Genomic DNA, 20,225 nt, shown 5'->3' with positions numbered 1-20,225 from the left:
TGAACTTGGCAACCTTACTTTTATGTCTTTTTCTCTAAAGTAATGACATGACACTGAGATCTGGTACCTAAACGAAAAGGCAAAGTTGTAAAACCATACCCTTCACTTACTAATATAGATGTATTTTGCACATTTTTAAAGCTTCCTGACTCGTATGGCCCGAATCCAAGGAATCGAATTTGCCCCCCATGTGTGTGGCCTGATAATACAAGCTGAATGGCTGCTTTTTGTGTATCACATAATGTATAAAAACCCATTGGATCATGTGTCAGTAATATTCTAAAATCCCCAGTAATACCTTTGTTTGCCATCTCGAAATTAGGTTCTCCGTATTTCATACAATCTAGTGCAAGTAAAGTGATTTTTTTTTGATGGTTCATTAATTCTTCATTTGTATTTTTTAGTATCGTAATGTTCTCAGCCAACAGCAATTCGATTAAATCATTCGTATTTACTTCATAATCATTATTACCCCAGATAAAATAAATCGTAGGACATAGTTGTTTAAGTAAATGCAAATTCTTTCTTGTTCTGCTTAGTGGAACATATTTTTCTGTTAAATCTCCACCAATCACTATAATATCCACATGCTTCTTTATTTTATCAATCGTCTTCTTATTTATTCTACGTCGATGAATATCTGAGATGAAAAAGATGCGAAACATATGAAATTCTTCTGGTAAACAATTATGCTGTATGGAATGATAATGCGTAGTATCCAAATATGCTAAATAAATCATGGAACCTATTATAATCAGAATCAACAATGCGCTGCATAAAATTATCAACCTACACTTACCCCTTTATCTACTTTACCTTTTTATATAAGTTCCTCTAATGGTAGAGCATTATTAATCATTTGTATTAAATCTTCACCAAACCAAAGATATGCACCTAACATAAGAATTAACAAAACTGTAAGAATCAAAAGGAATCGTTTAAATGGCACACTTATTTTAATATGTGTGGGTGCTTTTTTATTACTATGAATTTCCTTACGTGGGGGTAAATTAAGGATATCTACCTCTCGCGACCGATGTCCTTCGTTTGCTTTTTTTTCATCGGAGGCATTTTCTTTATCTGTATTCTTTTCAACTTCATTTAATAAACTTCTGAGTTCTTCTGCTTGATCTTCTAATTTTTTAGCCTGTTGACTCATTTTTACCAACCTCGCTTTTCAGACGAATAACTAATCCAAGTAAACAATCTACAATAAAGTGAGCGACAATCGTTACAACTAAATTTTCCGTTAAGTGAAATAAATATCCAATATAAAAACTTATTAACAATACTCCAATGAGCAATACGGGTTTTCTCAGGTATCTTAAATGAACAAGCGCAAAAATAAAACTAGCTATGAGATACCCGAATGACGTCTGAAGTACACCACGAAATAAAATCTCCTCTGCAAAAGCCACCATTAAGGATATAAGAGTAATGAACGTAACTGACTGATTACGAAAAAGTCGATCATTAATTCCACCATCATCATAGTAGGAAGGCGGTAAAAACCGAATCAGTAATAGATCAACACCAACTATGATAAGACCAGGTAAGACACCATAATAAAGGATATCTTGATTATCCCACGCAAATAATCGCAGCCAATCACGAAAGAAAGAATCAAATAAAATAAAGCTGCCTGCCAGACTAATAAAAATTAACACGAATTGCGAAATAATGAGTTGTGTTCTTATTTCATGATCTTCCATATGTTTTATTTGTTCACTCTGTTTCATCTTTAACTCCAACTAGTAGTTTTCCTTTTAACTTGTCTTGCCATGTTTCTGTCATTTCTTCCATTGGAACTATTTGTACTGGACTCCAATGATCCCAACTGAAACCACAATTAGTACAGCATTGATATTTAGGCGTTTTATAACCTGATTGAAATTCATGATAAAGATACTTTCTAAGACAATCTTTCTGATGTACCCAAGTTAAAAATTTATTTAGTTTTGCTTGTTTCATGGTAATTCTATGTTGACAATATTCATTAATTTGTTGCCTGGCACGAAGCCAAACATTATTTTTGAAAAAAATCGTGTTATCTTTTATTATCCCGTGGTGTTCAAGTTGATAACAAATAAAACGCCACTGTACTTCATTTATATGAAATCGATTCATCGCTTCTTCCTTGACTGGCAACGGCTGATCTGCCATGTACAGATTATATAAATGTTCAAATATAACCATTACATCATGTTTAGTTGGCAGATCCTTCTTAATAATATTCTTCGGTAAATGGATATCTTTTTTGGAATATAGTAAAAAACTAACACTTGCCTCACCGTCTCTGCCGGCTCTTCCAATTTCTTGAATATAGGATTCGACCTGAGTAGTTAAGTGATAATGAATGATGAGACGTATATTTTGCTTATTAATCCCCATACCGAAGGCGCTGGTACAACAAACAATATCCAATTGATTATTCATAAACTGTTGCTGAATAGTTATTCGATCATGTTGGTCCATGCCACCATGATAAACAGCAATGCGATAACCTAAATTTTGAATTAAGATCTGCGATACTTTTTCAGCAGCCTGTCTACTTGAAAAATAAATTAAACTTGGGACGCGGTATTTTTTACACAAAGCGATGATTTTCGCATTCTTTTCCTGATCATCGTTCACTTCCTTAATACAAAACGCAATATTATCCCGATCCATGTCATATACATGCTTTACCATTTTTTGATTACCTAAAGCTTGAATAATATCTTCTTGAACTTTTGGAGTAGCTGTAGCACTTAATGCTAATACAGCTGGATAATTACACACATGAATAATTTCGTGTAACTTTAAATAATCTGGTCTGAATTCATGGCCCCATTGTGATATACAATGGGCCTCATCAATCACAAATAAGCTAACTTTTACCTCACCGAGCTTTTGTTGTATCTGATCATGCTGTAATAATTCTGGAGAAACATAGACCAGCTTATAATGACTTAGGTTACGGAGCACATCGTTACGCTCCCTATAGTCCATAAAACTATTGATCGCTACCGCTTGCTTAAAATTCATCGCTTTTAATTGTTTAACCTGGTCAATCATTAGCGAAATAAGCGGTGAAACTACAATAGTTAAACCTTCTAATAATCGAGCTGGCAATTGATAACAGATCGACTTCCCTGATCCAGTTGGCAAGATTCCTAAAACATTCTTCCCTTCCATTATGTCTTGAATAATTTCTTTCTGACCTAATCGAAAAGAAGGATAGCCGAAAAACTTATCTAATTGGTTTTGTAATAAAGTATATTGTTCAGCTAATTGATCCATTGGATTCTACCTCATTTTGTAAGACTGCCAATACTAAGCGAATTTGAAAATACGATATACGGTTATCAACGAAGTCTTTAATCGTTTTTAGCCTATATGAGTTTGTCTGATAGAAAGCTTCGATAATTTCTTGTTGATCAGCTTTAGAGACATAGTTTTCTATGGAAAAGTCTGAATCGTAAAGTGCTATTTCAACAATATGGTCATAGATTGTATTGACTTTTAAATTTCTTTCATTCGCTATTTCCTGTATTGTATTGCCATTATGTAAGAATTGATGTGTTATTTGAGCCGTATTGGTTAAATAAACGGAAGAAGTTAAATCTTTTGCAATAAACCTTAATATCGGAAAAGGCTCTTCTTTCATAACTATATCCATAAGAAAGTGTAGAAAACCAGTGATGATTAAATGAACCGTTTTGGTAGATCGGTTATGTTGTTTAGCTAATTGATTTATACTTTTTCCATAAGATTTATATCCCGTCAAGCGATCCACAAACATTTCTGCTACTTCTACTGGAAATCGATGTAATACCTGAAGTAATTCTTCATAAAGCTTAGATAAGAATTGATTGGTAACTGGCTTTATTGCACTGTAATTGCGTTTTACCCAATTCTCAACATCTTTATTTTCAATGACTGGAATAAATTGAAAGTAGCCCATTTTACTATTTGTAAGTGTTTGTATTAACAATCGTAATCGATCAAAATAAGTATGGGAATTAGCTCCATATTGCGCCCCTTTAAATAGGTTTAAATAGAGTTGATCATTTTCTTTAACTAACCAGCGTTCTCCTTGCCTCGATATTCGATACAGTTGCTTTTCATCATCTACCTTTATAAGTAATTGCTCCGCTTCACATGCTTGAATAAGTTGATCATAATCAGACTTATCTATATTAGTATCAATTCCAAAAAAATTCTTTAATTGATAAATGTGCATATCCTGTACCGTTTGAATCGATCGTTTCCCTGTTATAATATAATAAACAGCCGAAACGGATCGTTCCGTTTCAATTTGCGAAACACAATATAAAATGATTCCTTTAAGTATCATAAAATCGACTCTCCTTGATATTCATGACCATCTTCTTCGTATCGGGCTGTTTTTATTGAAAGAATTCCATTTCAGCTTTACACTAAAAGAAGATATAAAGACTTTACCGATAAGGAGAAATAGGAATATGGCGTATTATACAAGAATAGACAAAGAAACATGTATTGCTTGTGGTGCGTGCGGAACTGCAGCTCCTGATATATACGATTATGACGATGAGTGTATAGCATTCGTAAAAACCGATAATAATCAAGGAATTACGGCAGTTAAAAACGAATATATAGACGATATGATAGAAGCCTACCAAGGATGTCCTACAGATTCAGTAAAAATTTCGGAGCATCCGTTTAAGGCTGCCTCTTGTAATAATCAAGCGTGATATATATATTTATATTCTACAATATCCATATCCATAGAAAAAGTGTTTTAGCAGAATCAAGTCTAAAACACTTTTTTATTCGCATTAGTTAACTTCTACCGGGTTCACGGCTTTAGGAACAGGGACAGGCTTGGTTAAGTCATATTCTCCTATCTGTTCGCTGGAAAAGTTGTTAAACTTTACTCTGTTGTATTCATAACTTTTGGCAGTCATTAATATAGATTCAATCAGTAATATCCCGTTCCTATTGGTAAGCTCTACATTATTTGTAAGTGTAAATTGCAGTAGGTCATTAGCAGTTGACACTTGATATTGAAGTTCTTTTGGTATCGTTTGTTTAATATACTTATTTTTACCCCTCGTTTGCAACTTTTGAATGGCAGCATCTATCGATTCAGATTCATTGTTCGATATTTCAATTAAATGACGTTGGTTGTTTCTCTCATATAACTTATAACTATACTTCACTGTATCCTCTATCGAAAGTGAGTTCACGTTCCCTAAAGCTCCTAGGTCCACTTGATCCTTATTTCCTTTACTGAAATAAGCCATATCGATGCCATAAGGTCGAAACATGTTGCCGACCATTCGTTCAAACATCCTTGGCACCGCAGACCCTTCCCCTAAAGCAAAATGATCAGGTAATTGCAAAGTGACACGCTTTGCATCTTCATCTATTTGATAAGTAATGCCATGAAACAAATATTGGTTTTGATTTATCTTAAGTCTATCTATATATTGATCCAAATGATTGTAAGCAGTATCCAGTTCCCTGTTTGCTGAAACAACAAAAGCAAAGGGAATCGTATGTTGTATTTGTTCATCTGCGATGGAAGCATAAAGAACACGATGATTAGATGGTAGTTCATGGAGAACATATGAATCATTTTCTTTTGCAGGATCAACTGCCATATGTTCCTCTTTCGTTTCTATGCGGTTAACATCTCTGGAAGCATCAGTCTCAACACTTGATCTGTCTTCTTGATTGGCGGTCCATTCACTTGTATTATCTTCACTCGTTTGAAAAGAATTAAACAAACCAGGAACAATAAGAATTAAAATAATAGCAGCTGTTATAAGAGCTGTCACCGGTAATAATCGTTTATTACGTTTGTTTTTCTCATTCTTTTCCATTTGTAATAAGAATTTTTGATAAACCTCTTTTTTTGATCGATGATCCGTAACTTCAGGAAGGTGCTTAAGCCTATTTTTTAAGTTTTGCTTCTTTTCGTCTTTATTCATCCACGATCCCTCCCTTGCTACGAAATTCTAATTGTTTCCTTAACTCTTTTAACCCTCTATGTTGTGTGGTTTTCACTTTACTCTCGGTAAAATTTAATATTTCTGCCGTTTCTTTAATGGAAAATGATTGTATGTATCGCAATATAATGACGCTTTTTTGGTCGAACGTGCAATGATCAAGACACTGGTAAATAGCTTGTATTTCTTCATTCTGAATAGCTAATTCTTCTGGTAAAAAAGCATGATCTTCCACAAGCTCTTCTTTCACTGACCAGTCAAAGAAGGATAAGATTCGTTTTTTTCGTCTGGTTTGTTTTCGAAAATAATCGATCGTTACATGACGAGCAATGGAAAACAGCCAGGTTTTAATACTGCTTTCTCCCTTAAAGCTTTTATGTGATTTTAAAACTTTAATGTAAACTTCTTGAACCAAATCCTCCGTTGTAGATTTATCCTTCACCATATAAAATATGAATTGATAAAGATCATGATGGTAGTTATCATATAACTGATCAAAAACGATCTTCATAAAGGTCCTCCGTTCACCTAAATAGTCGATGATTCCATAAAAAAGTTACATAGTGAATTATACTTCATACTATAAATTGACTAAATCAGTAGTGCAATACTTATTCAAATAGTGACCTGTAGTAATTTTAATTCTCTATTCAAATAAAATCAGCTTGTGAAACAAGGTAGTCTCACAAGCTGTCCATCATCTTATTTTACATCAATCCACGTCATCCTATATTTTTTAATTAAATAGTTTATGATTGGAAAAAAGAAACTCATAAATAAAACATTGCCGATTGCATGATTAGTATCAAAAGGGATTCCAGCAATATAATACGGCCAAAATGCACCACTGATTTGATAGGTAGTTAAAGAAATAATAAATCCATAAAAATAACCACTCAAGAATGATAATAACAGGATATAAAGAAATGGCAGCCGGGGAAAAAATTTACCGATCCATCCACTTATTATTCCAATGATTCCCCAAGATACAGTTTGCCATATTGTCCATATTCCCATGCCTAAAAGTATATTCGAGACAAAGGATATAATTAAAGCTAATAATACACCTGCTATTGGCCCTAGTGTCAAACCAGATATAATGATAATTGAAGTCACTGGCTGTACATTCGGTATAAAGACAAAGAAGTACCGACCAACAATTGCCAAAGCTGCTAACACTGCTAATAACGTTATTTTATATGTGTTCACTCAAATTATTCCCAAGCCTGGAAATCAAATACAACCTTATCATCTGGTTTTAATTTATATTCTGCAGCTCCAACGGTAGGCATGTCCCCATTTACAGTATAAACCCACCCTTTTTGTTCGCCTTCTTTCGCTGATAAACGTTCAATTGAGGTTATAAATGTACCATCTTGTTCTGTTTCAATATAGAAATTCTCTTCCATTACATCCATGAGAATGGCGCCCTCTTCAATAGGGATTTCTTTTTCATGTAAGTATTCCTCACCATTATCTTTTGAGATTGTTATCAAGACTTTTTCTTCATTTTGCTCGGTTTGGGTTTGCTGGTTCTCCGACGTTTGATTCGGTTCTGCAGGAGCACCTTGTTCCTCTGTTCCACAACCTGTTATGAAGACTAGAATAACCAGTATAGGAACAAACCGTTTTAGCCATGTTTTCATCCGGATCATCCTTTCTATTCCTAATCATCGTAACCATACCATAACCTGGATCAGGATTCCATATTTTTCGGAATACGGAAAGTAAAAGCAGTTCCCTTGTTTACTTTACTATTCACATTAATTGAACCATGATGGGAATCAACAATATTTTTGGCAATCGCTAACCCTAACCCAGTACCTTTTTTCTTCTTATCCTTTACCCTTGACTTATCTGCTTTGTAAAAACGTTCAAATACAAATGGAAGATCCTCTTCTGGAATTCCACTACCACTATCTTCAATCTCAACCTGAAATGCACGTTGATCATTTATTACTTTTACCCGGACAAACCCATGTTTACTTGTATGACGAATGGCATTATCAATAAGGTTTGTAAATACTTGTTCGATTCGGTCTGGGTCAAAAATTGCATAGGATTGGATAATTTGTTTGTCTAAGGAAAGAGAAATTTGGTTATCGTATGCTAAACCATTGAATTTCTTCATAATTCTTTCTACATATTTTTCTACATCTACCGATTCCATACTTAAATGGATGTGACCTGCTTCCATTCGAGCAAGGTCTAATAACTCATTGACAAGCCTTCCCATCCGTAATGATTCATCATGAATGATTTGTGCTAATTCATTTTTATCTTCTTTTGACTCTGCAATATCATCAACAATGGCTTCGCTATAGCCTTGTAGCATTGAAATCGGTGTACGTAATTCATGAGAAACATTTGCAATAAAGTCCTCTCGTAATTTGTCCATTCGCCTTTCTTCTGTCATATCGCGAATAACTGCTACCGCACCACGCACATAATTTTGATCATATAATGGGGTCATCAGCATGACCCAATTTCTACCTTGCAAGCTGATTTCATGAATGGCTTCCTTTTCTCCATTAATCACTTCTTGCAATACTTCTAGTAATTCTGACGGAAGTGTCCTTTCTTCGGTATCATTTTGTAAATTATTCTCATAATACCAGTCTTCGATAAATCGATCTGCTGGACTATTGGTAACAATCATGTCTCCCCTTCGATTTAACGTAATTACTCCATCAGCCATCGAGCTTACAATACTTGATAATTGCTCTTTTTCTTGTCGTAACGCATTTAAATGAAACTTAAGCTGCCTACCCATTCGGTTAAACGCTAAAGCTAATTCTCCAATTTCGTCATGCGTTAATATTGGGACTTTTGTATTGAATTCTCCCTTTGCAAGATCAAATGCAGCTTCTCGCATCTTTATAAGGGGAGAAGTAATTCGTGTCGATAAGAAAAATGCAAATATAGTTGTTAAAACAATCGCAATTCCTGCTGCTAAAAAGATAATTTTCGTTGTTTCTGCTTTTGTTTGATCAATAACGTCTAATGATTGATAAACATAGATAGCTCCATCCTCATTTTCAATTGGAATACCAACAATCATTGCTTCCATCTGATTTCCAGGGAGAAGCATCTGTTTCCGTATTTCTTGGTTATTTGTTAATACATCGGATAATCCCGCCTCATTCTCAATCCAACTAGATTTTAATTCGGGTAAACGATTATCCTTTCCATCGTCAGATACCCATAGATCGCCATCATTAAATACTACGGCAACCCTACTAGCTGGATCTTTAACTCGTTCCGTCATTTCTTTTACAATTTGCCGATCATCATGCGTATTAACAAGTAAAGAAACCTTGGTCGCAGTTTGCAACATATCTTCTTCTGCTTCTTGTATATGAAAATCTTCAAAAAACTGCAGCAATAATATTGTTAAAATAAATAATACAAAAGAAACTAGCAATAAGATGGTTATTGCTAGTTTCCCCACCACACTTCTCCAAAACATTATTGATCATCCACCTCGAATTTATAACCGACTCCCCATACGGTTACAATCATCTTGGCAGCTTCTTGGGAAACTTGATTTAATTTCTCGCGAAGACGCTTTACATGTGTATCAACTGTTCGCAAGTCCCCAAAAAATTCATATTGCCATACTTCTTTTAATAAGAGCTCTCGGTTAAATACTTTATCCGGCGATTTGGCAAGAAAACATAACAATTCATATTCTTTTGGGGTTAAACTTACCTCTTCGCCATCCGCTGTTACTCGATGTGCATCATTATCAATTGTTATATGTGGGAAAACCATAATATTTTTGGTTGTTGTGTCAGTTTCGTTAAATGTTGAGCTTGTCACTCTGCGTAGAAGGGCTTTCACCCGTAAAACAACTTCTCTTGGACTAAAGGGCTTCACAATATAATCATCTGCTCCGATCTCAAACCCTTGTACGCGGTTTGCTTCCTCTCCTTTAGCAGTTAACATAATAACAGGTGTATCTTTTTGTTTCCTAAGCTCCTGGCATACTTCAACCCCATCCATTCCCGGCATCATGATGTCTAACAAGATCACATCATAGTCATTATTTAACGCTAAATCCAGTGCAGCTGTACCGTTTTCTGCTTCTTCAACAATAAAATTATCCCGTTCCATATACATTCGAATTAATCTTCGTATTCTATCTTCATCATCTACTACTAATACTTTTGCTTCTGTTTCCATGTTTGAACCCCCAATCATACCTATTCACTTATGAGTATAAACTATCCGGTGTTAAAAGTATAAGAAAAAACAAGGCATCACTTTCGAACAATGATGCCTTGCCTTCAATATAGGTTAAGCATACGAGTGTAAACCTGCTAGCACAAGGTTGACAACAATTAAATTAAACATGATAATGGCGAAACCAACAACTGCCAGCCAAGCTGACTTTTCACCATGCCATCCTCTTGATAATCTTAAATGTAAGTACGCTGCATAGAAGAACCAAGTAATGAGAGCCCATACTTCTTTCGGATCCCATCCCCAAAATCTCCCCCATGCTTCCTCAGCCCAGATCGCAGCAAAGATAAGTCCACCTAACGTAAATACCGGAAACCCGATAGCTACTGCTCTATACCCTATCTCATCTAAAAGATCAGGCTTGGCATTTTTCACAAGCGGTTGAATTGCCGCACCAATCCGTTTTCTAAAGACAAGCCTTAATAATAGATAAAGACCTGTACCAAAAATAAATGACCAGATTAATGTGTTAAACTTCCTTCCTGCATCTGCACCATGCATCCAACCAGGTGTTTCAAACCAAGGCTCCATCACCCCATCTGTAAGTAACGTACCATCCGTTGGCCCAGCAATAGCAGGCATATGATATTCCGTTTCGACGGTAGTATTACCAGTAGTTGGGTATTCGAACGTTGCGTTATAATTCATCACATTAAATAGTGTTGAAGCTAGAATAAAACCGACGAACAGGATTAACGAATAAATCGTTATTTCCAGCCAAGTCGTCTGTTTTGTAGTTTTGGTTTGATCGACTTGTCTAATTAAATAAATTAAACCCGCCACAAAACTAATGGTTAAAATACCTTGTGCTAACGACACTGTAGTTACGTGAATATATAACCAATGACTTTGTAATGACGGTATGAGAGGTGATACTTCGGTAGGAAACATACTTGCATAGGCAATAATGATTAATGCCACAGGCAGCGCAAATAAACCTAGAACTGATAATTTGTAAATAAAGTAAATAATAATAAATCCTAGGACAATTGCCATACCGAAGAAGGTCATAAACTCAAACAAATTACTAACTGGAGCATGACCACTCCCCATCCACCTCGTTATAAAATAAGCGAATTGAGAGAGGAAACCGATAATCGTTAAAGTTATCCCAATCTTTCCTGCTTTTCCATCCGACTTACGTTTGTTGCCAATTGTAAAAGAAAAAAATACTGTCGCAATTAAATAGAGAAAGAAAGCGGTATAAAGTAATGTACCGCTTAATTCAATTAAGTTATTACTACTCATGAAACCCCTCCTAATTAGCTAACATGTGAAGCTATTCATCCAATTCCTGCTGGTCTTTTACCATATTTACATTTGTTCCGGAGATTGATTTTTCAATATCCTTTGTTACGCCATGCCAATTCTTATTAGTATGGGCAGCAAGTAAAATCCCGTTATCTTTCGGACGAATCCACACCCTGCGATGCTGCCAGTACATTCCTTGAATTACCCCAATCATAAAGATGATTGCACCTACTAGGAAGTATGGTAATGAATAGTCCTTTCTTATACTTAAACCACTCACGTCATGTGTTTCAAAATTTGTTATGCCCACTTTATAGTCATTTTCACCTGTTGCATCTATATTTTTACCAATACCTAGAAAGCTGATCTCAGGTTCACTACCATCAGGTGGATGTACCATCATAACAAATGCTGGGTTTCGCGGATAGTTAGTTTCTGATGCAGGTTCCCCATTATCATCTAAATAATAATCTGGATAATAATTCGTTACTTCTACTCGAAAGCCATTCTCCAATTCATATTCTGATTCTGGGGAAGTTAAATCTACCGTAAATGAACCCAATGCATCCTCATCAGGGTCATCGGTTTCATGGATTTTAAATGACATACTGGAGAATTCATTTAATTGATATCCAGATTGATAAACCGCATAACTATCAAATTTCGCAGGTTGATTCATTCGAATATTGGAATCAATAATCTTTTGTAATTCTGGCTCTGCTCCTGTTACTTCTGGTTCTTGAGCTTGGTAGATAGCAACATTAGTCTGGTAATTACTAGGAACTTCGCCACCCTCTTCGGCGATTGCTTCTTCAAACCGCTCATCGTTTGGATTATGGTTTTCTATAATAAAATCTTTATTTTCGATATAATACGCTTGGTCTGTTCCTGGTAAAACCACCTGTTCACCTTCACGAACCCAAACATACTCATCCATATAAAAAAGCGGAGTTGTTCGCAATAAAGCCGCTAATAAAATAATAATTAAACCAATGTGGTTAACATATGGTCCCCACCTGGAGAATCTACCTTTTTCAGCAAGAATATGGCCATCTTCTTCCGTCAACTTATATCGTTGATTCTTCAGACCTTGTTTAACACTTTCTAGATCTTCATTAGTAACCTCGTCTGTCTCACTAAACAATCGTTGCCTATTTAAAAATGTCTCATGCCTTTTGGCTTTTTGATTGCGTAGCGCCTTGAATAATGGTACAAATCGATCTAAACTACAGATCACTAATGATACACCTATCAGTGCGATTAAAATCATATACCACCAAGAACTATATAGATTATGAAAACCTAATTGATAAAAGATTAAGCCAAATATTCCATATCTTTCCTCATAGAAGATAGCTGGATCGCGAGAAGCCGCATCTGCTGGTATGTATTGTTCTTGCGGAAATATGGAGCCTATTGCAGAAGCGATTAATGCAAGAACGATTAACCATACTCCCACTTTTACGGAGGAGAAAAAACTCCAGATCTTGTCCACTATGGACTTATTATAAGTCTGAGATCGACGTGCTGTTCCATCGTAACGCATATTAAGTAATTTTTTCTTATCATTGCCATCGATATGTTGATTTTCTTCAATCGGTTTTCCGCATGCTTCACAAAGTACTGTACCCTCTGGGTTAACATGACCACATTCACATTTAATTCTTTTCATATAAATCCCTCTCCATAACCATTGTCCATTACTTTGGCTGTATTTCCTGAAGATATCCTTCTAACCGCTCCAAGGTTAAGGCACCATTGATTACTTCGACAATTTCACCTTCAGGATTTATAAATATTGTGCTAGGGATGGGGCCAACTTTATACAAGTCTTGCACTTGGCTATCCTTATCATGAGGTATTGGAAAAGTAAGATCATATTTTTCTATAAAACGGTTTACCACTAATTCTGTAGAATCCAAGCTAACTGCTACAATCTCTACTCCTTTCTCCTTGTATTCTGGATAAAGTTTCTGCATATATGGCATTTCCGACTCACACGGCTTACACCACGTCCCCCAAAAATTCAACATAACTCCTTTACCTTCTAACTCACTTAAGCGAATGGTCTCTGCTTCATTATTACTATTAATTTGTTTTAATTGAAAATCTGGTGCTTCGTCCCCTTCTTTATAGACAATTTTATCCTCCTTCAAATTAGAAACAACAGCAAAAACTACTGCCCCTACTAAAACGACAAGAATGATTGACCTGAAAATTAAGCGGTTTCGCTTTTTCGTTTTCTTTTTTTGCTTCATTTCTTCTAGACCCAAATGAATCAACTCCCAGAGTCATTATACCATTAAGATTTTCATGTAATTTTGACTATTCTTCAACAATTTTAGTTGCCATATTTCGCATCTGTTTCACTTCTTTTGGTGTTAATGGTCGATACTCCCCTGAATTCAACCCATCCAATGTTAGCATACCGTATTTTTCTCTTTTTAATTTCATGACTGGATACCCTAATCCATCCATCATTCTTCTTACATGACGGTTTTTTCCTTCTCGTAATGTCAGCTGCAAAATCGTATGATTCTTTTTCTTATCCGTAGACAATATACGGTAATTAACTGCCTTTAATAGGTCATTATCGGATCGAACCCCTTTTCTTAGTTGATTCAATTCACTCTTTTCCGGGGTACCTTTAATCTTTGCAACATATACTTTATCTACTTGATATCGTGGATGCATTAAAAGGTTTGCAAATTCACCATCATTCGTTAGTATCAGTATGCCAGATGTATCATAATCTAATCTTCCGATAGGAAAAACACGTTCCTCGATCTCACCGAGTAAATCAGTTACAACTTTTCTGCCTTTATCATCAGATAAACTGGAAATAACTCCTCTTGGTTTATAAAGCATAAAATAAACAGGGGTTTCTTTTTCTAAAGGAACACCGTCTACCTCAATTTGATCATCCGGGTTAACCTTCGTTCCCAATGTAGTGATTACCTTCTGATTAACTTTTACTTTTCCATCTTGAATTAGTTTTTCTGCTTTCCGTCGTGAAGTTATTCCACTTTGTGCTATTACTTTTTGTAAACGTTCTTGTGTGTTCGTCATTATTATCACCATTACCTTTATATTTTCAACCACAATAATAGCGTTAACTCTCTGTTAACGCTAGTTTAAAGTCTTATCCAAATAATATGGATACAATTACGATTGAAGCTATTATACCAACTAAATCAGCTAATAGTCCAACTTTCAATGCATATCCCATTTTTCTAATTCCAATTGCTCCAAAATAAACCGTTAATATATACAGAGTGGTATCCGTACTCCCTTGCATTACAGAAGCTAATCTTCCAATAAATGAGTCAGGGCCATATGCATCAATTAGCTCCGTTGTCATCCCTAAAGCTGCTGTACCGGATATTGGTCGTACAATAGCCAGCGGAATAATATCAGGCGGTATTCCTATAAACGATAAAAATGGTGAAATAAGATTTATAAACGCATCTAATGCTCCAGAACTTCGTAAAATCGATATAGATACAATCATACCTACTAAAAAGGGAAGTAAAGAAAAGGCCATTTTGACTCCTTCCTTCCCCCCTTCAACAAACAATTCATAGGATGGTACTCGTTTAACGGTTGCAGTAATTAACACAACTAAAATGAAACAAGGTATTAACCAAATACTCATTGAAGTTATAAATCCCATAAGTTAAATCCTCCGCCTGCTATGATAATAGAAAAATCGATCAATTAGAATTGCACTAATGGAGGAAATGAGCGTCGCTAGTATCGTTGCACCGACAATTTCAGTAGGTGAGGCAGAATCATACTGCATCCGAATTGCAATAACCGTTGTGGGGATTAACGTTAGACTAGAAGTATTCAAAGCTAAAAATGTAATCATTGATCGTGATGCAGTATCTCCTCCACTTATTTGTTTCATTTGCTCCATCGCTTTAATCCCCATCGGTGTAGCAGCATTACCTAAGCCAAATATATTTGCAGTAATATTAGATAATATATATCCTATTGCTGGGTGGTCTTTTGGAATATCGGGAAAGAGACGGACTACAACGGGACGAAATAATTTCGCTAATAATTCTAAGATACCTGCCTTTTCAGCAATCTTCATGATTCCTAGCCAGAATACCAGTACACTAATTAATCCTATTGTCAGTGTTACCGCTTCATTTGCACTCTCGAATATAGCTTCGTTGACCTTGTCCATTGTTCCATTAATCATGGCATATATAATTCCAATAGCGGCCATTCCTGCCCAAATAATATTTACCATGTTGCACTCACGCCAGTAACTTCTTGTAATGCAGATAGGAACGATTCAATAATCGATTGATGATTTATATCCTGCCCATGATCTTCCTGCAAGATGTTTGTTTCAGCAATTTGCTTTCCATTTAAATAAAAAACGTTTTTTCCAATTATTTGCTCTTCCCTTTGCTTGGCATTTTCTAAAATATAGAGTTGGTTCGTAACTTGGGAGACTTCTTCATCACGTAATGGGTATGTTATCTCATGTTGTATATATCCAGATTTTGCTTCTGTGTCTTGCGAAAATCGATAGGAAATCGGTTCTTCCTCAGCAATTGTTTCCATATTATAATTGTCAAATCCCCACTCAAACATGGAAATATGATCTCTCCAATCGTCCGGAGCGTCTAATGTTACAGCGATTAGATTCATCCCGTCCTTCTGCGCAGAAGAAACCAACGTTCTTCCAGTTTTCTTCGTGTAACCTGTTTTACCACCTGTGCAATATTCATAAAATTGTGTAAGGAGTTTGTTTTTGTTTTTCCAACTATATGTTCTATTTTCAGATAAATAGGTTTGCGAACCGGTTATATCTTGAAATGTTTCGTTTTTCATGGCATAACTCATTAATATTGCCATATCATACGCTGTCGAGTAATGATTCTCTGAATCTAGTCCATGTGGATTATCAAAGTGTGTATTATCCATTCCAAGCCATTTTGCTTTTTGATTCATTAAATAAACGAACCCTTCTTCACTTCCACCAATATGTTCACTTATAGCAACTGCCGCATCATTTCCAGAGCGTAGCATCAATCCATAAACAAGATCTTTAATAGTCATTTTCTCACCCTGCTCTAGATAAATAGAAGAACCTTCCGTATAGATTGCTTTTCGACTAGCCTTCGCTTTTTCTTGCATTTTACCAGACTCTATCGCAATTATTGCCGTCATAATCTTTGTAATACTGGCAATCGATTCTTTATCATGAGCTTGTTTTTCAAATAATACTCGACCAGTTGATTGTTCTATCAAAACTGCATTACGCCCCGAAACCTGGGGATCAGCTTGTCCTATGGAAGGGAAAATCAATGAAAATATAAAAATAGCGATACAGACAATTGCAATACGCATGAGCAGGTTCCTCCTACATTGGTGTTGTCTGTATAGTTTATGCATGTACAAACAAGATATGAACAAAAAGTACGCTATCAATAGAGATAGATCGCAGACAAATTAATAAGACAGGCAGAATAACCTGCCTTATTAATATAATTCCCACTTTACTTTCATTGCTTTATTGAGTCGATTAGCTACATCTTTCCAATTTACGACATTCCACCAATTATCAACATATGCTTTTTTATCTGTTTTATATTGTAAATAATACGCATGTTCCCATACATCTAAAACGAGAAGAGGTATAATGTCAGCTATTTGGAATAATTGATGTTTTTCAAATGATTGTACGCCTAATTTTCCATTTCTAGGATTCCAAAATAGGATAGCCCAACCATCGCCTTCGACAGAGTTAGCTGTAGCAGTAAATAATGCTTTAAATCGATGCCATGATCCAAAGTCTGATTCTATCGTTTGTAATAATATACCAGAAGGTCGTTTTGCTGCATCAGGTGTCATATTAAACCAAAATATCGTATGCAATTGGTGACCAGAGCCATGAAATGCTTGTTCTCTTAACCAATATTTTATGAGATCCTTATTTAGCTTTTTTCCGTACAGTTCTTTTTCTGCTTTATTTAAACCATCTACATACCCTTGATGATGGACATCATGATGTAAACGCATAATTTCTTCACTGATGTAAGGTTCCAGCGCATTGTATGCATATGGTAATGGAGGCAGCTTATGCTGTCCATAATCAATACTATCCTCCTTAGAACCTTTATGTTGCGATTGATGGATCTGATATAAGATTCTTTCGCCTTCATTATGAACAGTAGTCAATTTTTCTGCTGATCGTAATTGCTGCATTTGTTTCAATTGATTCACATCATGCTGCCAATTATCCAGCTGACTTAACAGTTGTTCTTGATTTTCAATCTCTGATTTTTCGATTGTGGCTCGTGCTTGATTTCCCCATTGGATAAGATTATCTAGGTATTCATTAACCGAACGATCCATATCATCACCTCAAGGTAGCATATGCCTATATCGGGTTGATGTGAATCAAAAAAATGTAGTCCTATGCTTTCTTCATGCGCAAACGACACGAGAACCCGTTTAGAAAGGCTACATTCGTACAAAAGTATCTTGTTCCTATAGTAATCCAAACGATTTCACTCGACGCCGTTGGGATTAGTTGTTTTACATCCCCTAAAGGTTTATTTTCACACAAACAGAGCCTGTGGTTTAAAAAGACATAATTAAAAAAACTGGCGGTTTGCCAGCTTTACTTCGGTTCATTTTCATTTATATTTTCACTAAATCGTTCAAAAAACAAATCTGCCTCTGACTCCAGTTCTCCTTCAGTTTCTGGATTTTCAGGTAGAGGAGGCAAATCTTCGAGAGAAGTTAGTCCGAAGTATGTTAAAAATTCTTTTGTGGTAGCGAAAAGCATCGGTTTACCTACCGTATCTTTTCTACCAACTTCTTCGATTAATAATCGGGAAAGGAGCGTTTGAACAGGGCGATCACTCTTAACACCCCGAATATCTTCAATCTCTGTTCTCGTAATTGGTTGCTGATAAGCGATAATTGCTAATGTTTCAAGAGCAGCTTGAGACATTCGTGATGTTTGAGGTGTTTCTAATAATCTTTTATAATATTCGCTATGTTCTGGTTTTGTTGTCAAATGGAATACTTCATGTGCTTGCATTAGCATGATACCACGGTCTGTGCTTTCATAACCATATTTTAATTCTTCCATTAAATGTTCAATTGTTGCTTCCGTTACTTCCATTATTTTTGAAAGCTGTTTTATGGTAATCCCTTCATTTCCGGAAGCAAACAATAATCCTTCTACAATCGCTTTTAATTTTGATATTTCCACCCTTATTCCTCCATACGAAACACATATAATGCATCCAATTGTTTTTCTTGTTTACAATAAACTTGATTATTTTTCATTAATTCTAATAATGATATGAAGGTTACTACAATATGGGATCTAGTTTGCGTCGTAAATAAGTGATCAAATAATATTCCTTCATCTGACAGATTAACAACTTCAAGTACTTCTTTCATACGTTGTTCTATAGATACTTCCATACGCTTAATCTTCGTATCTAAAGGAGTATTCCATTTCTTACGTTCAAACATTTTTCCTAGAGCATTAATCATATCATATACAGATAAATCGCCTTGGACAACCGTTGTTGTCTCACTTAGGTAGTTATCAAAGTTTGCAGGTGGCCTTGTATACAGTTGATTAGCCTCTCTTTCTTTTTCCTGTAATTGTGCAGCAGCTTCTTTATATTTTCTATATTCAATTAATCGATACATTAATTCTTCACGAGGATCCTCCATATATTCTTCAACTTCGTCATCTATCTCCGGTTTTGGCAGTAGCATTTGGCTTTTAATTTCCACCAGCGTTGCCGCCATTACAAGATATTCGCTTGCTACATTTAACTCAAGCTGATGCATGGTGTGAATATAATTCATGTATTGTTCTGTGATTTGTGCTACAGGAATATCATAAATATCAATTTCGTATTGATTAATTAAATGGAGCAGTAAATCAAGCGGTCCTTCGAACGCATCTAATTTCACCTGATATGCTTGATTCAATTTATTTCGTCCCTTTCCTTCTAAAAATTAGTGCAATAATTATAAACGCCCATACACGATTGAATATCCCGTCATACGTTATTACTGTAAGATAAATGTTATTAAAGACATTTAGGCAAAGAAGAAAAAGGAGGTATTTCATCATGAGTGGTGGATATGGTTACGGCGGAGGTTTCGCGTTAATCGTAGTATTGTTCATTTTATTAATTATTGTCGGTGCTGCTTGGCTCTAAGTCATTTATTACATGGAGCAGCACGAAAATAAAAGCCGGCCCTTAAGAGGGCTGGCTTTTTATTCATCGTTTTCCTTCTCTTCCTTTGAATCACCATCGCATTTCATATAAAATTGCTGAATTTTATCACTTGCACAAACAGCATATTTGTTATGATAAAGCCTCTCAATTTCATTGACCATTTTTTTGCCAATTCCGAGATTACGATGAGAAGGATTTACGGAAACATGCTGAATAACAGCATTTATTTCATCTTCTATCTTTACCCCGACAGCACCAAGTATATCTTCTTCTTTCCACAAATATAGATGCCAATCTGGATTCGTTTCATATTCTTTTATCGTTTGTTGCAATTTCTTTACATCTTTTTCTTCTGGCATAAAAGATAATAAACCCATTGCGATTTTTTCTTGATTCTTCTTATAGCGAATTAACATAAATACCCCTCATTAACGTAATAACTTACGTATACATCGAAAGCTTGAATTCATTTGATGTTCGTTTAATCATTTAATGTATTATCAAATTAGCT

The 20,225-nt window shown here is 35.4% G+C and carries 24 protein-coding genes; 2 read left to right on the top strand and 22 right to left on the bottom strand.

Annotated elements, in window-relative coordinates:
- Positions 1 to 20 precede the first annotated feature (20 nt).
- The 5 genes from M948_RS35415 to M948_RS35395 all read right to left on the bottom strand — a co-directional run bounded on the left by M948_RS35415 (position 21) and on the right by M948_RS35395 (position 4,339).
- On the bottom strand, positions 21 to 665 hold the full coding sequence (locus M948_RS35415; RefSeq protein ID WP_158295234.1) for a metallophosphoesterase: 645 nt from the start codon (positions 663 to 665) through the stop codon (positions 21 to 23).
- A 155-nt stretch (positions 666 to 820) separates the two neighbouring features.
- On the bottom strand, positions 821 to 1,159 hold the full coding sequence (locus tag M948_RS35410) for a hypothetical protein (RefSeq protein WP_021291236.1): 339 nt from the start codon (positions 1,157 to 1,159) through the stop codon (positions 821 to 823).
- Entirely contained in the window at positions 1,143 to 1,739 is a 597-nt protein-coding gene (locus M948_RS35405) for a CPBP family intramembrane glutamic endopeptidase (protein WP_021291235.1), read from the bottom strand. Before M948_RS35405 ends, M948_RS35410 begins: the two co-directional genes overlap by 17 nt.
- On the bottom strand, positions 1,726 to 3,282 hold the full coding sequence (locus tag M948_RS35400; protein WP_021291234.1) for a RecQ family ATP-dependent DNA helicase: 1,557 nt from the start codon (positions 3,280 to 3,282) through the stop codon (positions 1,726 to 1,728). Before M948_RS35400 ends, M948_RS35405 begins: the two co-directional genes overlap by 14 nt.
- Positions 3,266 to 4,339 (bottom strand): helix-turn-helix domain-containing protein, encoded by a 1,074-nt coding sequence (locus M948_RS35395; RefSeq protein WP_021291233.1) that lies wholly within the window; start codon positions 4,337 to 4,339, stop codon positions 3,266 to 3,268. Before M948_RS35395 ends, M948_RS35400 begins: the two co-directional genes overlap by 17 nt.
- A 127-nt stretch (positions 4,340 to 4,466) precedes the next feature.
- Here M948_RS35395 and M948_RS35390 point away from each other — a divergent pair, with 127 nt between their 5' ends.
- Positions 4,467 to 4,718: a ferredoxin gene (locus tag M948_RS35390; RefSeq protein ID WP_021291232.1), complete on the top strand. Its 252-nt coding sequence runs from the start codon at positions 4,467 to 4,469 to the stop codon at positions 4,716 to 4,718.
- 84 nt (positions 4,719 to 4,802) lie between these two features.
- Here the strand turns inward: M948_RS35390 and M948_RS35385 are convergent, their stop codons facing one another.
- The 16 genes from M948_RS35385 to M948_RS35310 form a co-directional block, all read right to left on the bottom strand.
- On the bottom strand, positions 4,803 to 5,960 hold the full coding sequence (locus tag M948_RS35385) for a hypothetical protein (protein WP_021291231.1): 1,158 nt from the start codon (positions 5,958 to 5,960) through the stop codon (positions 4,803 to 4,805).
- Positions 5,953 to 6,489 carry an RNA polymerase sigma factor SigX gene (gene sigX, locus M948_RS35380; RefSeq protein ID WP_021291230.1) on the bottom strand — a complete coding sequence of 179 codons (537 nt, stop codon included), beginning with the start codon at positions 6,487 to 6,489 and terminating at the stop codon, positions 5,953 to 5,955. The genes M948_RS35385 and sigX overlap by 8 nt, the downstream gene beginning before the upstream one ends.
- A 191-nt stretch (positions 6,490 to 6,680) precedes the next feature.
- Positions 6,681 to 7,187, bottom strand: a complete 507-nt coding sequence (locus M948_RS35375; RefSeq protein ID WP_021291229.1) for an ECF transporter S component — start codon at positions 7,185 to 7,187, stop codon at positions 6,681 to 6,683.
- 5 nt (positions 7,188 to 7,192) lie between these two features.
- On the bottom strand, positions 7,193 to 7,624 hold the full coding sequence (locus tag M948_RS35370) for a DUF4430 domain-containing protein (RefSeq protein ID WP_021291228.1): 432 nt from the start codon (positions 7,622 to 7,624) through the stop codon (positions 7,193 to 7,195).
- Positions 7,625 to 7,674: 50 nt separating this feature from the next.
- On the bottom strand, positions 7,675 to 9,447 hold the full coding sequence (locus M948_RS35365) for an ATP-binding protein (RefSeq protein WP_021291227.1): 1,773 nt from the start codon (positions 9,445 to 9,447) through the stop codon (positions 7,675 to 7,677).
- On the bottom strand, positions 9,447 to 10,163 hold the full coding sequence (locus M948_RS35360) for a response regulator transcription factor (protein ID WP_021291226.1): 717 nt from the start codon (positions 10,161 to 10,163) through the stop codon (positions 9,447 to 9,449). The genes M948_RS35365 and M948_RS35360 overlap by 1 nt, the downstream gene beginning before the upstream one ends.
- A gap of 114 nt (positions 10,164 to 10,277) precedes the next feature.
- Positions 10,278 to 11,471, bottom strand: a complete 1,194-nt coding sequence (ccsB, locus tag M948_RS35355) for a c-type cytochrome biogenesis protein CcsB (RefSeq protein ID WP_021291225.1) — start codon at positions 11,469 to 11,471, stop codon at positions 10,278 to 10,280.
- 31 nt (positions 11,472 to 11,502) lie between these two features.
- Entirely contained in the window at positions 11,503 to 13,146 is a 1,644-nt protein-coding gene (locus tag M948_RS35350; protein ID WP_021291224.1) for a cytochrome c biogenesis protein ResB, read from the bottom strand.
- Positions 13,147 to 13,174: 28 nt separating this feature from the next.
- Positions 13,175 to 13,732, bottom strand: a complete 558-nt coding sequence (gene resA, locus M948_RS35345) for a thiol-disulfide oxidoreductase ResA (RefSeq protein WP_038245145.1) — start codon at positions 13,730 to 13,732, stop codon at positions 13,175 to 13,177.
- Between the two features lie 67 nt (positions 13,733 to 13,799).
- Positions 13,800 to 14,543: a pseudouridine synthase gene (locus M948_RS35340; protein ID WP_021291222.1), complete on the bottom strand. Its 744-nt coding sequence runs from the start codon at positions 14,541 to 14,543 to the stop codon at positions 13,800 to 13,802.
- A gap of 73 nt (positions 14,544 to 14,616) precedes the next feature.
- Complete coding sequence (locus M948_RS35335; protein ID WP_021291221.1) at positions 14,617 to 15,147, bottom strand: spore maturation protein; 531 nt, start codon at positions 15,145 to 15,147, stop codon at positions 14,617 to 14,619.
- A gap of 3 nt (positions 15,148 to 15,150) precedes the next feature.
- Positions 15,151 to 15,735: a nucleoside recognition domain-containing protein gene (locus M948_RS35330; RefSeq protein WP_021291220.1), complete on the bottom strand. Its 585-nt coding sequence runs from the start codon at positions 15,733 to 15,735 to the stop codon at positions 15,151 to 15,153.
- Positions 15,729 to 16,844, bottom strand: coding sequence for a D-alanyl-D-alanine carboxypeptidase family protein (locus tag M948_RS35325; RefSeq protein ID WP_021291219.1), 1,116 nt, complete (start codon positions 16,842 to 16,844; stop codon positions 15,729 to 15,731). Before M948_RS35325 ends, M948_RS35330 begins: the two co-directional genes overlap by 7 nt.
- 132 nt (positions 16,845 to 16,976) lie before the next feature.
- On the bottom strand, positions 16,977 to 17,852 hold the full coding sequence (locus M948_RS35320) for a superoxide dismutase (protein ID WP_021291218.1): 876 nt from the start codon (positions 17,850 to 17,852) through the stop codon (positions 16,977 to 16,979).
- A 268-nt stretch (positions 17,853 to 18,120) separates the two neighbouring features.
- Entirely contained in the window at positions 18,121 to 18,720 is a 600-nt protein-coding gene (scpB, locus tag M948_RS35315; protein ID WP_021291217.1) for an SMC-Scp complex subunit ScpB, read from the bottom strand.
- 2 nt (positions 18,721 to 18,722) lie between these two features.
- Positions 18,723 to 19,460: a segregation/condensation protein A gene (locus M948_RS35310; protein ID WP_021291216.1), complete on the bottom strand. Its 738-nt coding sequence runs from the start codon at positions 19,458 to 19,460 to the stop codon at positions 18,723 to 18,725.
- A gap of 143 nt (positions 19,461 to 19,603) precedes the next feature.
- Here M948_RS35310 and M948_RS42865 point away from each other — a divergent pair, with 143 nt between their 5' ends.
- Positions 19,604 to 19,693, top strand: a complete 90-nt coding sequence (locus M948_RS42865; protein ID WP_021291215.1) for a YjcZ family sporulation protein — start codon at positions 19,604 to 19,606, stop codon at positions 19,691 to 19,693.
- Positions 19,694 to 19,752: 59 nt separating this feature from the next.
- Here M948_RS42865 and M948_RS35305 read toward each other — a convergent pair whose 3' ends face one another.
- Positions 19,753 to 20,130 (bottom strand): GNAT family N-acetyltransferase, encoded by a 378-nt coding sequence (locus tag M948_RS35305; protein WP_021291214.1) that lies wholly within the window; start codon positions 20,128 to 20,130, stop codon positions 19,753 to 19,755.
- Between the last annotated feature and the right edge of the window lie 95 nt (positions 20,131 to 20,225).

The sequence above is a fragment of the Virgibacillus sp. CM-4 genome, assembly GCF_000445495.1.
GTDB lineage: Bacteria > Bacillota > Bacilli > Bacillales > Amphibacillaceae > Virgibacillus > Virgibacillus salexigens.
This window is presented reverse-complemented; position numbering and strand designations above follow the sequence as displayed.

Bases quoted from the DNA above. Each gene is read 5' to 3' on its own strand.
- M948_RS35415 (WP_158295234.1), bottom strand. From the start codon at position 665: ATGTTTCGCATCTTTTTCATCTCAGATATTCATCGACGTAGAATAAAT.
- M948_RS35410 (WP_021291236.1), bottom strand. From the start codon at position 1,159: ATGAGTCAACAGGCTAAAAAATTAGAAGATCAAGCAGAAGAACTCAGA.
- M948_RS35405 (WP_021291235.1), bottom strand. From the start codon at position 1,739: ATGAAACAGAGTGAACAAATAAAACATATGGAAGATCATGAAATAAGA.
- M948_RS35400 (WP_021291234.1), bottom strand. From the start codon at position 3,282: ATGGATCAATTAGCTGAACAATATACTTTATTACAAAACCAATTAGAT.
- M948_RS35395 (WP_021291233.1), bottom strand. From the start codon at position 4,339: ATGATACTTAAAGGAATCATTTTATATTGTGTTTCGCAAATTGAAACG.
- M948_RS35390 (WP_021291232.1), top strand. From the start codon at position 4,467: ATGGCGTATTATACAAGAATAGACAAAGAAACATGTATTGCTTGTGGT.
- M948_RS35385 (WP_021291231.1), bottom strand. From the start codon at position 5,960: ATGAATAAAGACGAAAAGAAGCAAAACTTAAAAAATAGGCTTAAGCAC.
- sigX (WP_021291230.1), bottom strand. From the start codon at position 6,489: ATGAAGATCGTTTTTGATCAGTTATATGATAACTACCATCATGATCTT.
- M948_RS35370 (WP_021291228.1), bottom strand. From the start codon at position 7,624: ATGAAAACATGGCTAAAACGGTTTGTTCCTATACTGGTTATTCTAGTC.
- M948_RS35365 (WP_021291227.1), bottom strand. From the start codon at position 9,447: ATGTTTTGGAGAAGTGTGGTGGGGAAACTAGCAATAACCATCTTATTG.
- M948_RS35360 (WP_021291226.1), bottom strand. From the start codon at position 10,163: ATGGAAACAGAAGCAAAAGTATTAGTAGTAGATGATGAAGATAGAATA.
- ccsB (WP_021291225.1), bottom strand. From the start codon at position 11,471: ATGAGTAGTAATAACTTAATTGAATTAAGCGGTACATTACTTTATACC.
- M948_RS35350 (WP_021291224.1), bottom strand. From the start codon at position 13,146: ATGAAAAGAATTAAATGTGAATGTGGTCATGTTAACCCAGAGGGTACA.
- resA (WP_038245145.1), bottom strand. From the start codon at position 13,732: ATGAAGCAAAAAAAGAAAACGAAAAAGCGAAACCGCTTAATTTTCAGG.
- M948_RS35340 (WP_021291222.1), bottom strand. From the start codon at position 14,543: ATGACGAACACACAAGAACGTTTACAAAAAGTAATAGCACAAAGTGGA.
- M948_RS35335 (WP_021291221.1), bottom strand. From the start codon at position 15,147: ATGGGATTTATAACTTCAATGAGTATTTGGTTAATACCTTGTTTCATT.
- M948_RS35330 (WP_021291220.1), bottom strand. From the start codon at position 15,735: ATGGTAAATATTATTTGGGCAGGAATGGCCGCTATTGGAATTATATAT.
- M948_RS35325 (WP_021291219.1), bottom strand. From the start codon at position 16,844: ATGCGTATTGCAATTGTCTGTATCGCTATTTTTATATTTTCATTGATT.
- M948_RS35320 (WP_021291218.1), bottom strand. From the start codon at position 17,852: ATGGATCGTTCGGTTAATGAATACCTAGATAATCTTATCCAATGGGGA.
- M948_RS42865 (WP_021291215.1), top strand. From the start codon at position 19,604: ATGAGTGGTGGATATGGTTACGGCGGAGGTTTCGCGTTAATCGTAGTA.
- M948_RS35305 (WP_021291214.1), bottom strand. From the start codon at position 20,130: ATGTTAATTCGCTATAAGAAGAATCAAGAAAAAATCGCAATGGGTTTA.